Consider the following 13772-nt stretch of genomic DNA (forward strand, 5'->3'; position numbering starts at 1 on the left):
CCGTCTTCACGGATTCGGATCGATGTCTTCGCCGAGCAGCCGGTGCACCGCCTCCACGTTCTCGTACCGCTGCTCGGGCAGCTTGCCGAGATGGCCGAGCACGTCGTCGCCCGCGCCCTTCGCCGCGGCCCGGCGGAGAAGCTCTTCGCGCTCGCACGGGTACTCGACTTCCGTCAAATACTCCCGGACGTCGGACATGGCACTCCCTTTCCTCGGATTCTCCCTCCGCATACCCACCCGGTCCGGGATCAATGCGGGCTACGCTCGACTGGTGAACGACTCCCCGAACCCGGCCAAGATCGGGACCGTGCTGCACCCGGTCGCCGATGTCAGCTCGGCCGTGCAGTTCTACGCCACGACCTTCGGCCTGCCCGCGAAATTCGTCGACGGAGATCGCTACGCCGCCCTCGACGCGGGCGGCACAACGCTCGCCCTGGTCGGCCCGGAGGAGGACGTCACCGACGGCGTGCCTGCCGCGTCGTTCAAGGTGCCCGAGGTGGCCGCGGCGCTGGCCGCGCTGGTCGCTGGCGGGGGAACCGTTGTACGGCAACCGGAACAAGGACCGCACGAGGTCCGCGCGGTCGCACGCGACCCGTGGGGCAACACCGTCGTGATTTACGGACCCCAGTAGCTACGCCTCCCTAACACGCCACGCCCCGACGCAGGCGGCACGACCCTCACCCTCGCCGGGCCCGGACGACGGCGTGCCTGCCCGCGCCGTTCAAGGTGCCCGACGTCGCCGCAACACCAGTCGCCATGGTCGCTGACGGACGAACCGTTGTGCGGCAACCGGAACAAGGACCCCACGAAGTCCGCGCAGTCGCAAAGGGGCGGGCAGCAGGACCCGCCCCTCCCTAACGCGGCCTCCGCACGTGGTCCGCGATCGCCGCGTCGTCGTCCACGCCGTACATCTCGCCGATCAATCCCGCGAACGAGTCCGCCACGGCCGCGCGTTTCACCTTCCCGTTCGCCGTCCGCTCGCCTCGCGAAGCCTCCGGCACCCGCGGCAGCACCCGGAAATCCTTCAGCTGCTCGACCCGCGCGAGGTCCGCGTTGACCCGGTCCAGCTCCGCCCGCAGCCGGCCGGCCAGCTCCGCACCGGCGGCCGCGCTCGGTTCGATCAGGACGGTCAGGTACTTCCGCCCGTCGCCGACCACGATCGCTTCCTCGATCAGCGAGCTCTCCTTCAACCGGACTTCGATCGGCTGCGGATCGACCGTCTTGCCGCCCCGGGTGATGATCACGTCCTTCTTCCGGCCGATCAGCCGGAGGTCCCCGCCGGCGGTGCGCTCCATCAGGTCGCCGGTGCGGAACCAGCCGTCCTCGAACGCCGCTTCGGTTGCCCCGGGATTCCGCCAGTACCCGCTGAACAGCAGGGGCGCGCGGATCAGCAGCTCGCGGTCATCGGCGAGTTTCGCCTGGAAGCGCGGGTCCGGGAACTCCCGGCCGATCCGCCCCGGCCGAGGGAACGGCTGCCCGAACTGCCCGATGGGACACCCGCCGGTCTCGGTGAGCCCGTAGTTCTCGCGCAGGTCGACGCCCCAGATCTGCCACAGCGCCACGACGCTCTCCGGCATGGCGGCCGAAGCCGTCCACGCGACGCGCAGCCGGTCCATGCCGTGACTTGCCCGCAGCGGAACAAAAACTCCGCGAACCGCTGCGGCGTAAGCGATTCTCAACAGCACCGAGGGACGGCGGCTCGACCAGCGTCGCTCGGCCATCCGGCGACCGACGCGCATCGCGATCCGATAGGCGAAACGCCGGATTCCGGTCCAGGACTCAGCTCGTTCGATCAGCTCAGCAGCGAGCTTTTCGTAAAACCGAGGCGGCCACAGCACGACCGTCGGCCGTACCGCGCGCAGTACCTCGCCGTATTCCTCAATGGCGCAGAAAGTCACGACGAGCCGGGTGTGCAGCGGAGTGAAGACGAGTAACACCGCGGGTGCCACATGCGCTAGCGGGAGAAAGCCGACCACATCGTGCCGCGTGGTCCGGCTCTCCGGGTATAGCCCGATGACACTTTGGATCGCGTGCTGGAGCGTGCGGTGCGAATGCGTCACGCCCTTGGGCGTTCCGGTGGAGCCTGAGGTGTAGAAGAGCACGGCCGGGTCGTCGAGCCTCGTGGCGGCGATCAGCTCGGCCAAGGCATCCGGTTCTCCAGCCGAGCGCAGGTCGTCCCAGCTCGCCCCGGCGATCCCCTCCGGCAGATCCGGCGGAGCCGCGTCGATCCCGGCGACGAACCGCAGGTCCGGGGTGTTCCCGGCGATCTTCGCGACCTTGGCGAGTTCCGTTTCCGACTCGCCGACGAACGCGACCGCCGCGCTGTGCACGAGGACCTGTTCGATCTCCGCGGGCGAGTTGGTCGGATACACGCCGATCACGACCCCGCCGACGCTCTGCACCGCCAGCGCGGCGAACACCCATTCCGGCCGCGCGCCGCTCATCACCGCGACCCGATCGCCGTGCCGGACACCTTGTGCGACAAGGCCGAACGCCAGTTCACGCACCCGGTCCAGATACCCCCGCCAGGTGATCGCCCGCACGGTCCCGCCGCGCGAATACCGCAGCGCGACGGCGTCCGGCTCGCGGCGAGCGCGATCGAGCAGCAAACCCGGCAGCGTCCGCTCCGGTTCGAACCCGGTCAGCTCCATGATCCGGCCTCCCTTCCCGTCGCGAGCCTGGATCCGGCGGCGCTCACGCGGCACGCTCGCCGAGGTGGAGGAAGTCACCCCGGTACCACGTCACCGGCAGCCCGGCACCGGTCCGCACCTCGCGCACCCGGCCGATGAGGATCACGTGGTCCCCGCCGGGGACGGCTTGCTCCAGTTCGCAATGCAGGACGGCCGCCGCGTCCGGCAGGAGCGGGTGGCCCTGCTCGTCGAACTCGAAGCTCCCGTAGGCGAACTTGTTCTCGCCCTTGGTCGCGAACCTCGTCGCCAGGTCCGCGTGCGAAGGAGTCACCACGTTCACGACGAACCGCTCGGCCGCCAGGAAAACCGGGAAACACGTCGCGCCCCGGTCGAGGCACACGAGCACCAGCGGCGGATCGAGCGACAGCGCCGCGAAGGAACTCGCGGTGAATCCGTGCAGCGTCCCGTCCTCGCCCCGGGTCGTCACGATCGTGACACCGGACGGGAAACGGGACAGCGCCGAACGGAAAACGGCCGGGTCCAGATCGTGCGATACGTCAGCCATTCCATGCCTCCCGGGCAGTTCGTGCGGCAGGGTCAGTGAAAACTGTTCGCGCGTCGGCGGCCGTGACCTGCAGCTGTTTCTCGTCCGGCCACACAGCGGTCTCCTGGAGCAACGCCAGTTTCAAGGCCGCGAACACCGCCGGCGGTTTCGCCGCCGCCGCGCGCGCCCGCGCCGTCGCGACCTCCAGCAACTCCCCCGGCTCAACCACTTCGTCGACAATGCCCAACGTTTTCGCCTCGAAGGCGTCGACGGATTCTCCGCCCAGCAACAGCCGCCGGGCACCACGATCGCCCAAAACCTCGCGTACCCGGGCGATTCCCTTCACCGCCGGCAACATCCCGTGGTCGACCTCGGGGAAGACGAAGCGTGCCTGCGCCGACGCGTAAACGACATCGGCGAACAGAGCCATTTCGATCCCGCCACCGACGCACCAGCCGTTCACCGCGCACACCAGCGGCCGGGGAAACCTTCCCAGCGCACAGAGCAGCGCGTGAAACGACGTCATCCGCTCGACCATCGATTCGGCGTCGTAGCCGACGGCTTCCTTGAGATCGCCGCCAGCGCAGAAGAACCGCTCGCCCGCACCGGTCAAGACGACGGCGGGACCGCTGGCGAGGTCTTCCAGGGTCGTGGCCAGCCCGCGGATGAGCGAGTCGCTGAGCGCGTTCGCGGGCGGACGGTTCAGGGTCAGGACCACCACGCCGTCCGCTTCCTCGGACACCTGGACAGCGCTGAGCGAAGCAGTGGTCATGTCGCCTCCGCTCAGTTCGCCGGTACGCCGGAAGCGGAGGGGAAGACCGGCGGGCGCTTTTCCCGGAACGCTTGGCGCGCTTCACGATAGTCGGCTCCGGCGAAGTCGAGGATCTCCAGCGCACCGGCCAATTCATGCTGTGGCAACGCATTGGTGAGCCACATGTTGAGCGCGCGTTTCGTGAACCGGAGCGCCTGCTGCGGGCCCTGCGCGAGCTGAGTGGCGACTTCCAACGCCCGCGGCAGCACCTGTTCGCGGGGAACGGCCAGGCTCACGAGCCCGATCCGCTCCGCCTCGGCCCCGCTCAGTTTCTCCGAGGTCAGCACGTAGTACTTCGTTTTGGCCATCCCGACCAGCAGCGGCCAGATCAGCGCGGCGTGGTCGCCCGCGGTCACGCCGACCTTGGTGTGCCCTTCGATCAGCACCGCGTCTTCGGCGGCGATGCTGATGTCGGCGAGCAACGCGGTCGACAGGCCGTAGCCGACCGCCGGGCCGTTGATCGCGGAGATGATCGGCTTTTCGATCCGCAGCACGGTCGAGATCCGCCGCCGCTCGGCCTCCAGCATCGCGAGCGCCGCTTCCGGCGTCGGGTCGGGTTCGCGGACGTCCATCCCGGTGCAAAACGCTTCACCGGCACCGGTCACCACGACGACGCGCGTCTCGTCGTCGTGTTCGACGTCCGCCCAGATCCGGCCCAGCTCTTCGAACATCGGCATCACCAGCGCGTTGTACCGCTCGGGCCGGTTGACGGTGATCAGCAGAACGCCGTCGGCCGGACGTTCGACGAGCACATTTCCGGTGCCGTGCTGGTAAAGCTCGCTCATCGGACCGCCTCCGCGACCTTGCCCCCGGACTGGAACCGGCGCAGCGCTTCCTCGTGCGCGGGACGCGCGGCACGGATCCCGGCCAGCACATCGTCGGCCGGGCGCACCACATTGCGCGGGTGCTTGAACCGCGGGATCACGTACTTGCCGAACAGCTCGATCGAACGCATCAGCTGGTCGTGCGGAAGACTGTCCACCCGCAACACCAAGGATTCCACGCCCATGTCCGCGTAGCGCTGGACGTGCTCGACGCAATGCTCCGGGTCGCCGACGAGGAAGCCCTGCGAACGCTCGAACAGGTACTCCTCGTCGCTGAAATCGACGTCGTTGACCGCGCCCATGTAGGCGTAGTCCTGCGAAAGCTTGGCCAGCCGCCCGAACGCGTCGGTGGAAAGCTTGGACATCTCGAACAGCGGCCGGGCCTGTTCGCGGGCCAGGGCAGTCGTTTCGGCGCAGTGCATGCCGCCGCTGACCAGGACCGTCTTGCGCGGCGTGATCGGGTGCTCGTGGGTGGCGGCGGCGAGGGTCTCGTCGTAGAGCTTCAGCATGTTCTCCACGAGGTCGTAGCCGAGGTAGAAGCCGCCCATGATCGCGCCGATGCCCATCTTGGCGGCGGTTTCGACCGAACTCGGGCTCCCCGCGGCGACCGAGATCGGCGGGTACGGCGCCTGCAGCGGCTTCGGCACCAGACTGCGCGGCGGGACCTTGTAGTGCTCTCCGACGAACGAGAACGGATCGTCGAGGAACGCCCGGCGGATCAGCTCGATCCCTTCGCGCCACTGGGATTTGTTCTCCGTCGGGTCCACTTCGAACGCCCGCAGCGCGAGCGTCGTGTTGCCGCGCCCGGTGCCCAGTTCGATCCGGCCGTGGGACAGGATGTCCTCGGTCGCGATCCGCTCGGCGACGCGCAGCGCGTGATTCATCCGCGTCGGCAGCAGCGTCACGAGGTGGATGAAGCGGATCCGGCTGGTGAGCGCCATCAGGTACGGGTAGAGCACCTCCGGCGCGGACACCGTCGCGGTGCCGATGGCGACGTGCTGCTCGGAACTCCCGAAAGCGTCGAAGCCGACCTGCTCGGCGAGCAGCACCTCCTCGATCAGTTCCCGGTAGCGGTGCTCGTGGGTGAGGCCCACCGGGGTGTCCCCCTCGGACATGAGGATGAAGTCCATGGTCGCTCCTTCCGTCCAATGTTATTGCTCGATAACATAAGTCGGAGTCAACTCGTGGTCAAGACTGGATCGAGGAGGAAAAGTGTTACTTGCTGCTAACTTCCCTGGGAGGAATGCATGAGCGAGCTGCGGATCGAGCGCCTGACGTCGCCGGAGATCGCCGACGCGGTCGCGAGCGGCATGCGCACCGCGATCCTTCCGCTGGGAGCCACCGAACAGCACGGCGCGCACCTGCCGCTGTCGGTCGACAGCGAGCACGCCGACCGGCTGGGCACACTCGTGGCGGAACGACTCGGCGACGCACTCGTCCTGCCGACCGTGCGAATCGGCTGTTCCGCACACCATCTCGGTTTCCCCGGCACCCTCTCGCTGCGGCCCGAGACGCTGGAAGCCATCTGCTTCGACTGCTGCGAAAGTCTTGCCGCACATGGGTTCCGTCGAGTGCTGATCTTCTCCGCCCACATCGGCAACTACCCGTTGCTGAGCGAACTCGAGCCGAAACTCGCCGCCCGCCTGCCCGCCGGCTTGGAGGTGGCCGCCTTCGCCGACTCGACCGCGGTGCTCGACGCCTGGCGCACCGCCGCCGCCGACCTCGCCAGCCACGTCGGCGGTCACGCCGACGTGGCCGAAAGCTCGATCATGCTCGCCATCCGGCCGGAAGCGGTGCGAAGCGACCGCGCCGCCGCCGGCCTCGCCGAACCGATGAACGACGAGCTGCTCGCCCGGGTATTAACCGGCGGCGTCCGGTCTGTCGCCCCGAACGGCGTGCTCGGCAACCCTCAGGGAATGTCGTCCGACCTGGGCTTCGCCTGTCTCAGCGCGGTCGCGGACCTGCTGGCGCGGTACGCGGCGGCACGTTATCGGCCCCTCACCTAGACTCGACCCATGACGAGCCCATCTCGCGCCGCGTCGCCGCGCTCCTCGCGCAGGGAGACGCTGATCAAGGTCGCCGGCGAGCTGTTCCACGAGCGCGCCTTCGACGCGGTCACCACCGAGATGATCGGCGCGCGGGCAGGCGTGACCGGTCCCGCGCTGTACCGGCATTTCCCGAGCAAGCAGGCGCTGCTGATCGCCGTGCTCGAAGACCCGCTGAAGGACCTGCTGGCCAACGCGCGCGAGACCGCGGCGGAGGTGACCGACCCGCGCGAAGCCCTCGAGGCGATGATCGACTACCACGTCACGCGCAGCCTCCAGAATGTGCCGTCGACGTTGGTGTTCCTGAAGAACGAGCACAACGTCCCCGAAGAGGAACGGCACCGGATGCGCCGCATGATGCGCCTCTACGCCGAGGAGTGGAGCGCCCTGGTGGAGCGGCTGCGCCCGGACCTGTCGGACGCGCAGAACCGGGTCCTGACCCATGCCGTGTTCTCGATGATCAACTCCGTCCCGCAGTTCAACAGCGGCCTCGATCCGGAAAGCGTCGCGACGACAATCCGCACGGCCGCGATCAACGCGCTGCTCGTCCCGGCGGGCACCGTCTGACGCACCCGCGGCCAGCCGTGCGGGGAGCACTCAGCCTCCCCCGCACAGACCTTGACCGGGTCCGGAACCGTCCCGCGACCTCGGTCACATGCAAATGTCTGACATTCGGTGTTAGGGTCGCCTTATGAACGATCTTCGGGCACCCAGCCGGGTCGCGAGCCTCGCCGCGCAACTCGTGGACACCCTGCGGGAGCAGATCGCCTCGGGCGAATGGCCGGTCGGGATGCGCATTCCGGCCGAGAACGACCTGGTCAAGCAGCTCGGCGTCGGGCGGACGACGGTGCGGGAGGCGCTCGGCGCGCTGGTGCACCTCGGCCTGCTGGAGGCCCGCCGGGGCGACGGGACGTACGTCCGGGCGTCGAGCGAGATGCAGTCCGTCCTGATGCGGCGGGCCAACTCCTCGCGGCGGAGCGACGTGCTGGAACTCCGCGCCGTCCTGGAGGAGTACGCCTCGGGCCTGGCCGCGGTGCGCCGCACCGACGACGACCTGGTCAGCCTGCGGCGGCTGCTCGACGAAGCCGAGAAGCGGGACGACACCGAAACTGCCGTCGAGGCGGACGTCCGCTTCCATCAGGCCGTCGTGAACGCGGGCCGGAACTCCCTGCTCACCGAGGTGTACGACGTCCTCAGCGCCTCCGTCGCCGAGCAGATCGGCGACACCCTCTGGCCCGACGCGACCGCCGCCGAGCACACCCGGCTGCACCGGCGGCTGGTCGACGCGATCGCCGCCGGGGACGAGGTCGGGGCGCGCTACTGCGCCGCCGAAATCGTGAAGCTCACCGGCACCGGAACGGAGCGGGAGAAGTGACCGCCGACGTCGAAGCCCCCGCAGTCGCGAAAAGACCGATCACCAAACCCGAGTGGTCCGCCGGACTGCTGCTCGCGATCCTCTTGGTGGCAGCCAATCTCCGAGCGACCCTGACCGGCGTCGGCACCCTGCTGCCCGCCATCGAACACGACACCGGGCTGCCGGCCTCGGCGGGCGGTGTGCTGAATACCTTGCCCCTGCTCATGTTCGCGGTGACTTCCCCGCTCGTCGGCCGCGTTTCGCATCGGATCGGTTCCACGCGGCTGCTCGTGCTCTCGCTGGCGGTGCTGGCAGCGGGCACATTGGTCCGGTCGCTGCCGTCGATCGCCTGCCTGTTCTTGGGAACGGTGCTGCTGTCCGCGGCGATCGCCGTCGGGAATGTCTTGCTGCCCACGGTGATCCGCACCCACGTGCCGCCCTCGCGGGTGCACACCGTCAGCGCCCTTTACGTCACCGTCATGGGCGTGGTCGCCGCGGTGTCGTCCGGGATTTCCGTTCCGCTGGCGGGGGTTTTGCCGGGCGGCTGGCATTCCGCCCTCGCCTGGGCAGTGGTCGTCGCCGTGGCCGCGCTGGCCGGATGGCTGCCCCGGCTGCGCGGCTCGCGTCCGGACCCCGGCTCGCCGGCCCACGGCACGCACGCGCCGACGCCGTGGCGGTCCTGGCTGGCGTGGCAGGTTTCCCTCTTCATGGGCCTGCAGTCGCTCGCCTTCTACACCGCCGTCGCGTGGCTGCCCAGCATCCTCAGCGGACAGGGCATGAGCACCGCGGCGGCCGGCTGGACGCTGTTCTATTACCAGCTCGTCGCACTGGCCACCGGCATGGTGCTGCCCCTGCTCACCCGGGGCCGGGCCGACCAGCGCCTCCCCGCGGCCGCGGCGTCGGCGGTCACCGCCTCCGGGTTCGCGATTCTCCTTCTGGCGCCCGGAATCGCGATCGTCGGGTGCACGCTGCTCGGGCTGGGCACCGGAGTCTGTCTCGTGCTCGCGCTCAGCTTCCAGAGCCAGCGCGCCACCGGCCCCAGCGAGACCACCGCCCTGGCCGGGATGGCGCAGTCCATCGGCTACCTGGTCGCCGCCGCCGGACCGCTGCTGCTCGGCATCCTCCACGACGCCACCGGAAGCTGGTCCGGCGCGCTCGTCGCGCTCACCGCGCTGAGCGTCGTGATGGTCTTCACCGGGTACGGGGCCGGGCGCGACCGCCACGTTCGCGCTGAGCGCTGAAACCATGGCTGACATCGACCTCGCCGACCAGCTTCTCGCGCTCGCGCGCCTGGTCAAGCGAGCGGAAGCGGCACCGGCCGAGCCGATGTGCTTGCCGCTGCTGGCCATGCTCGCCGGCGAGGGCCCGTTCCGGGCCGGGGAAATCGCCGAGGTCCTGGGCGTGAACCCGTCGACAGTCAGCCGTCAGGTCGCCGGGCTGGTCCGGTCCGGGCTGGTCGAGCGCCGTGCCGATCCCCGGGACGGCCGCGTCAGCCCGCTCGCCGTGACTGCCGCGGGCCGCCGGATCCTGGAGAGCGAACGGCAGCGCCGGGCCGCCCGGTTCGGCGAGGCTCTCGCTGGCTGGTCCCCGGAGGAACGCGCGCGGTTCGCGGACCTGCTCGGCTGTTTCGTCCGCGATCTCCGGCGGAGCGGTGCGCTCCCCGGCAGGTGAGCACTGCCCTCTTCCGCTCAATGTTATTGGCCGATAACATACACATATAGCCGAGCCCAGTTCACGGCTTCATTTTCATTATTGTCCAGTAACTTCGAGCGGCTTCAGGACTCCGGAGGTTCGACATGCTCGCTATCGAGGACAGCGTGCGCGCGGCGGTGTGCGCGCTCGAGGAAGGCCGGATGATCGTGGTCGTCGACGATCACGACCGGGAGAACGAAGGCGACCTCGTGCTCGCGGCCGACCGGGTCACTGCCGCCCAGATGGCCTTCCTCGTCGCGCACACCACCGGAATCGTCTGCGCGCCGATGACGGCGGAACGAGCCGACGCCCTCGCGCTTCCGCCCATGGTCGCGGACAACGAAGACGCGCACGGCACCGCGTTCACCGTGTCAGTCGATCACGCAGACGCCGGGACCGGAGTGTCCGCGACAGCACGCGCGCGCACCTGCCGGGCGCTCGCCGATCCGGCCTCGAAACCAGAGAGTCTTCGCCGACCGGGTCACATCTTTCCGTTGCGCGCCCGGGACGGCGGCGTGCTCGTCCGCGCCGGGCACACCGAAGCCGCTGTCGATCTGCTGCAGCTGGCCGGTCGCGAGCCGGTCGGTGTCATCAGCGAACTGATCGGCCCGGACGGCGAAATGCTGCGCGACGCCGGAGTGCGGGAGTTCGCCGCCGGACACGGCCTGCCCGTCGTCGCCATCGCCGACTTGGTCCGGCATCGCCGCACCAACGAGCGGCTGGTCGAACCGGTCGCGACCGCCGCGATGCCGACCGCTTTCGGCGACTTCCGCGCGATCGCGTACCGGTCCCGCTGGGACGGTACCGAGCATCTCGCCCTCGTCATGGGCGACGTCGCCGCCGCGGGGAACTCCGAGCGCGGCGCGCTGGTGCGGGTGCACAGCGAATGCCTCACCGGCGACATCCTCGGCTCGTTGCGCTGCGACTGCGGCACCCAGCTGGAGCAAGCGATGCGCGCGGTGGCCGACGAGGGCTGCGGGGTCATCGTCTACCTGCGCGGCCACGAGGGCCGCGGCATCGGCCTCGCTCCCAAGATCGAGGCTTACGCACTGCAGGAATCCGGTCTCGACACCGTCGACGCCAATGTCGCGCTGGGCCTTCCCGCGGACTCCCGCTCCTATGCTTCCGGCGCGCAGATCCTCGAGCATCTCGGCGTCCGGCGAGTGCGCCTCATCACCAACAACCCGGAGAAATACCGCGGACTCGGCGATTACGGACTGCACCTCGCCGAGCGGGTCGCACTGCGCCCGGTCGAAACTCCGCAGAACCTGCGTTACCTCCGGACGAAACGCGACCGGATGGGACACGCCTTCGAAGCGCTGACCGATCCGGTGCCGGAGCGGAAAACCCGCTGACGGCCGTTCCTCTCCGCGCGCCAATTCCACCCGCGCGGCCGGCGTTATATTATTGCCGCCGACCAGCCACAGTGGACTCCTGTTATGGTTTGCGGTGACCGCGTCCCGTTTCCAGGAGGAGTCACCGCGATGGCACAGAAAGTCCTCGTCGAGATGATCGACGACCTCGACGGGTCCGAAGCCGGGCAGACCGTCCCCTTCGGACTCGACGGCGTCCAGTACGAAATCGACCTGTCCGACAAGAACGCCGCCACCCTGCGCGAGGAACTGGCGACGTTCATCGCCTCCGCCCGCCGCACCGGCGGCCGCAAGACGACCGTGCGGGCCACGGCCGCGCCGACGGCCGAGGAACGCGAACGCTCCAAGGCGATCCGCACGTGGGCCCTCGACAACAACTGGGCCATCGCCGAACGCGGCCGCATCCCGCGCGAGGTGATCGCCGCCTACGAGGAAAGCCAGAAGCCGGAGGCGAAACCCCGCAAGCGCCCCGCGAAAAAGCGCGCGGGCAAATAAGCTCCGGGCCCGACGCGTTCCGCGTAGATCATTTCGGAAACTCCGGACGAGGCGTTCGCACCCCCGCCGGAGTTTCGCCCGCCGCCGCCCGGCGGATTTCCGCCCGGCGGCCGCGCGGCAAACCGGAACACGGGAGTTCGAGGCCTCCGCTCTCGACGGGAAAACACCGCCCGGCCGCAGGCTAATGCCTCCGGCCGGGCGGTGTTTTCCCGTCGTTGCGGAGCGGGGGACTTTGCGGCTCCGGCGCTGCGGTCGCGGTGCTCGCCTGGCCAGCGCCGAGCAGCACACCCAGCTCATCGGCGGCGGGTCCGGGGAAGTCCTGGACGCGGTCGGGCTCTCGTGGCCCGCTATCTCTTCCGCGCCGCCGAAGGCTGCGCCCACGGCCACGGAGCGGTCTCACACTCCGAAGTAGACTGTCCTCAATAGACAGATGATCGTCAGACGCGGCGATGGGCGGCAGCATATCCCCCGGTGATTCCGCCGCCGAGACCAGCACAGATCGCGAGCAGTACTGTCCGTAATTTCATGACAACTCTGCGCAGCCGCTCCTGGCGGACTCCTCCCCCAGCACCCGTCGCGCTGCGGAGGGCATGAGCGCCAAGGCCAAGATCACGCCTGAGCAGATCGGGCTGGCCCCTACTACGGCCATCGCCGGGGCCCGGTCTGTGCCGGGAGAAGGTCGCGAGCCACGCAGCTCACCACAGATGCCAGCCTCACCCTGACCGCCCGCACCGCCGCTCCCGACACCGCGTCCGAGGAGCCGCCCCCGCTCCTCGACAGCCGGGCGGCCATCGAAATCGCCGCCAGAGCGGGCCGCGAGCACGGGAAACCCGCTACAGTTGCCCGAAAAACTTCCTCCAGGGGGCAGCGATGGAGTTTCAGGAAGTCGTGCGGCGCAGGCGCATGGTGCGCAAGTTCACCGACGAGCCCGTGTCCGAGGACAGCATCCGGCGGATCATGCGCAACGCGCTGCGCGGGCCGTCGGCCGGATTCTCGCAGGGCCAGGCGTTCCTGGTCCTGCAGGGCGACGACGTGCGGCGATTCGCCGACACCCTCGAGTCCTGGACGCTGGACGACGGCGTCAAAGCCGCGCCGGTGGTCGTGATCCCGTTCTCGGTGAAGGACGTTTACCTCGACCGCTACGCCCAGCCGGACAAGGGCTGGACCGACCGCAGCGAGGACCACTGGCCGGTGCCGTTCTGGTACCTCGACACCGGCATGGCCGTCCTGCTGATCCTGCAGACCGTGGTGGACGAGGGGCTCGGCGCGGTGTATTTCGGCATCGGCGCGGAGGATTACGCCAAGGTGCGCACCGAATTCGGCGTGCCCGAAAGCCACGAGCCGGTCGGCGCGATCGCCATCGGCCACGACGCCGACGCCAAGATCTCCGCGGGCGCCTCCCCGGCGACTCGCAGGCGGAGGCCGGAGAGCGAGACTGTCCACTTCGGACAGTGGTAGGACAGCGGCAGGACACTGCGGCTCCTGACCGCGCTCGGCGACCGCCTGGCCGCGCCACGCCGGGCCAGCCCGCGATCGGCCGGATCGGCACGCCGGGCGGTCCGGCCGCTTGCCCGGCAGATCCGGTCGCCGGGCAGTCCGGCAGCTCGCGGGTAGATCTGGTCGCTGCCGACAGTCAGGACGCGCCGCCCGAGCAGGCCGCGTCCTGCGCGAGGGCGTCGAACTGGGCCGAGTCCAGGAAGAGACGAGTCACCCCGCGCCGGACGCGGCCGTGGATGCCGACAGGCAAGAGCTGATCGCGGCGACGGGGCCCAAGGGGACGCCGCGACCAGCCGCGCAATTGCCCGATGCGGCGAGAGCAACTCAGCCGAACCCAAGGCCCAAAACACCGCCACCGGATCAGCCGGACGCGGCGGTGGATGTGGGCGGGCGAGAGCTGATCCTGACGGCGGGGCCCAAGGGGACGCCGCGACCAGCCGCGCAATTGCCCGATGCGGCGAGAGCAACTCAGCCGAACCCAAGGCCCAAAACACCGCCACCGGATCA

At 69.4% G+C, this 13772-nt stretch carries 15 protein-coding genes; 9 read left to right on the forward strand and 6 right to left on the reverse strand.

Annotation, left to right across the window (positions count from 1 at the left end; translation table 11 throughout):
- Positions 1-6 precede the first annotated feature (6 nt).
- A complete protein-coding gene (locus ACZ7SW_RS16010; RefSeq protein WP_470231143.1) occupies positions 7-198 on the reverse strand; it encodes a DUF2795 domain-containing protein in 192 nt (63 codons plus the stop codon).
- 73 nt (positions 199-271) lie between these two features.
- On the opposite strand from ACZ7SW_RS16010, the gene ACZ7SW_RS16015 reads away from it, so the two are divergent.
- Positions 272-631, forward strand: coding sequence for a VOC family protein (locus ACZ7SW_RS16015; protein ID WP_470231144.1), 360 nt, complete (start codon positions 272-274; stop codon positions 629-631).
- A gap of 223 nt (positions 632-854) precedes the next feature.
- On the opposite strand, the gene ACZ7SW_RS16020 is transcribed toward ACZ7SW_RS16015, so the two are convergent.
- The 5 genes from ACZ7SW_RS16020 to ACZ7SW_RS16040 are packed head-to-tail and all read right to left on the reverse strand — an operon-like array spanning position 855 to position 5939.
- Entirely contained in the window at positions 855-2729 is a 1875-nt protein-coding gene (locus tag ACZ7SW_RS16020; protein ID WP_470231145.1) for an AMP-dependent synthetase/ligase, read from the reverse strand.
- The gene (locus ACZ7SW_RS16025) at positions 2695-3195 is read right to left on the reverse strand and encodes a flavin reductase family protein (protein ID WP_470231146.1); all 501 of its coding nucleotides are present in this window, start codon (positions 3193-3195) and stop codon (positions 2695-2697) included. The genes ACZ7SW_RS16020 and ACZ7SW_RS16025 overlap by 35 nt, the downstream gene beginning before the upstream one ends.
- A complete protein-coding gene (locus tag ACZ7SW_RS16030; RefSeq protein WP_470231147.1) occupies positions 3188-3946 on the reverse strand; it encodes an enoyl-CoA hydratase/isomerase family protein in 759 nt (252 codons plus the stop codon). Before ACZ7SW_RS16030 ends, ACZ7SW_RS16025 begins: the two co-directional genes overlap by 8 nt.
- An 11-nt stretch (positions 3947-3957) precedes the next feature.
- A complete protein-coding gene (locus ACZ7SW_RS16035) occupies positions 3958-4770 on the reverse strand; it encodes an enoyl-CoA hydratase/isomerase family protein (RefSeq protein ID WP_470231148.1) in 813 nt (270 codons plus the stop codon).
- Positions 4767-5939 carry an LLM class flavin-dependent oxidoreductase gene (locus tag ACZ7SW_RS16040; protein ID WP_470231149.1) on the reverse strand — a complete coding sequence of 391 codons (1173 nt, stop codon included), beginning with the start codon at positions 5937-5939 and terminating at the stop codon, positions 4767-4769. Before ACZ7SW_RS16040 ends, ACZ7SW_RS16035 begins: the two co-directional genes overlap by 4 nt.
- 117 nt (positions 5940-6056) lie before the next feature.
- Here ACZ7SW_RS16040 and ACZ7SW_RS16045 point away from each other — a divergent pair, with 117 nt between their 5' ends.
- The 8 genes from ACZ7SW_RS16045 to ACZ7SW_RS16080 all read left to right on the forward strand — a co-directional run bounded on the left by ACZ7SW_RS16045 (position 6057) and on the right by ACZ7SW_RS16080 (position 13226).
- The gene (locus tag ACZ7SW_RS16045; RefSeq protein WP_470231150.1) at positions 6057-6815 is read left to right on the forward strand and encodes a creatininase family protein; all 759 of its coding nucleotides are present in this window, start codon (positions 6057-6059) and stop codon (positions 6813-6815) included.
- Positions 6816-6824: 9 nt separating this feature from the next.
- A complete protein-coding gene (locus tag ACZ7SW_RS16050; RefSeq protein WP_470231151.1) occupies positions 6825-7421 on the forward strand; it encodes a TetR/AcrR family transcriptional regulator in 597 nt (198 codons plus the stop codon).
- Positions 7422-7545: 124 nt separating this feature from the next.
- Positions 7546-8229 (forward strand): FadR/GntR family transcriptional regulator, encoded by a 684-nt coding sequence (locus ACZ7SW_RS16055; RefSeq protein ID WP_470231152.1) that lies wholly within the window; start codon positions 7546-7548, stop codon positions 8227-8229.
- Positions 8226-9449: a CynX/NimT family MFS transporter gene (locus tag ACZ7SW_RS16060; RefSeq protein ID WP_470231153.1), complete on the forward strand. Its 1224-nt coding sequence runs from the start codon at positions 8226-8228 to the stop codon at positions 9447-9449. The genes ACZ7SW_RS16055 and ACZ7SW_RS16060 overlap by 4 nt, the downstream gene beginning before the upstream one ends.
- A 4-nt stretch (positions 9450-9453) precedes the next feature.
- Positions 9454-9879: a MarR family winged helix-turn-helix transcriptional regulator gene (locus ACZ7SW_RS16065; protein WP_470231154.1), complete on the forward strand. Its 426-nt coding sequence runs from the start codon at positions 9454-9456 to the stop codon at positions 9877-9879.
- Positions 9880-10004: 125 nt separating this feature from the next.
- A complete protein-coding gene (locus tag ACZ7SW_RS16070; RefSeq protein WP_470231155.1) occupies positions 10005-11255 on the forward strand; it encodes a bifunctional 3,4-dihydroxy-2-butanone-4-phosphate synthase/GTP cyclohydrolase II in 1251 nt (416 codons plus the stop codon).
- Positions 11256-11384: 129 nt separating this feature from the next.
- Positions 11385-11768, forward strand: a complete 384-nt coding sequence (locus ACZ7SW_RS16075) for a histone-like nucleoid-structuring protein Lsr2 (RefSeq protein ID WP_470231156.1) — start codon at positions 11385-11387, stop codon at positions 11766-11768.
- An 870-nt stretch (positions 11769-12638) separates the two neighbouring features.
- A complete protein-coding gene (locus ACZ7SW_RS16080) occupies positions 12639-13226 on the forward strand; it encodes a nitroreductase family protein (protein ID WP_470231157.1) in 588 nt (195 codons plus the stop codon).
- The last annotated feature ends 546 nt before the right edge of the window (positions 13227-13772 follow it).

The organism is Amycolatopsis sp. NPDC114484 (assembly GCF_055633755.1).

Coding starts and splice junctions, on each gene's coding strand:
- ACZ7SW_RS16050 (WP_470231151.1), top strand. CDS start 6,825: ATGACGAGCCCATCTCGCGCCGCGTCGCCGCGCTCCTCGCGCAGGGAG.
- ACZ7SW_RS16025 (WP_470231146.1), bottom strand. CDS start 3,195: ATGGCTGACGTATCGCACGATCTGGACCCGGCCGTTTTCCGTTCGGCG.
- ACZ7SW_RS16075 (WP_470231156.1), top strand. CDS start 11,385: ATGGCACAGAAAGTCCTCGTCGAGATGATCGACGACCTCGACGGGTCC.
- ACZ7SW_RS16070 (WP_470231155.1), top strand. CDS start 10,005: ATGCTCGCTATCGAGGACAGCGTGCGCGCGGCGGTGTGCGCGCTCGAG.
- ACZ7SW_RS16010 (WP_470231143.1), bottom strand. CDS start 198: ATGTCCGACGTCCGGGAGTATTTGACGGAAGTCGAGTACCCGTGCGAG.
- ACZ7SW_RS16055 (WP_470231152.1), top strand. CDS start 7,546: ATGAACGATCTTCGGGCACCCAGCCGGGTCGCGAGCCTCGCCGCGCAA.
- ACZ7SW_RS16035 (WP_470231148.1), bottom strand. CDS start 4,770: ATGAGCGAGCTTTACCAGCACGGCACCGGAAATGTGCTCGTCGAACGT.
- ACZ7SW_RS16080 (WP_470231157.1), top strand. CDS start 12,639: ATGGAGTTTCAGGAAGTCGTGCGGCGCAGGCGCATGGTGCGCAAGTTC.
- ACZ7SW_RS16045 (WP_470231150.1), top strand. CDS start 6,057: ATGAGCGAGCTGCGGATCGAGCGCCTGACGTCGCCGGAGATCGCCGAC.
- ACZ7SW_RS16065 (WP_470231154.1), top strand. CDS start 9,454: ATGGCTGACATCGACCTCGCCGACCAGCTTCTCGCGCTCGCGCGCCTG.
- ACZ7SW_RS16030 (WP_470231147.1), bottom strand. CDS start 3,946: ATGACCACTGCTTCGCTCAGCGCTGTCCAGGTGTCCGAGGAAGCGGAC.
- ACZ7SW_RS16040 (WP_470231149.1), bottom strand. CDS start 5,939: ATGGACTTCATCCTCATGTCCGAGGGGGACACCCCGGTGGGCCTCACC.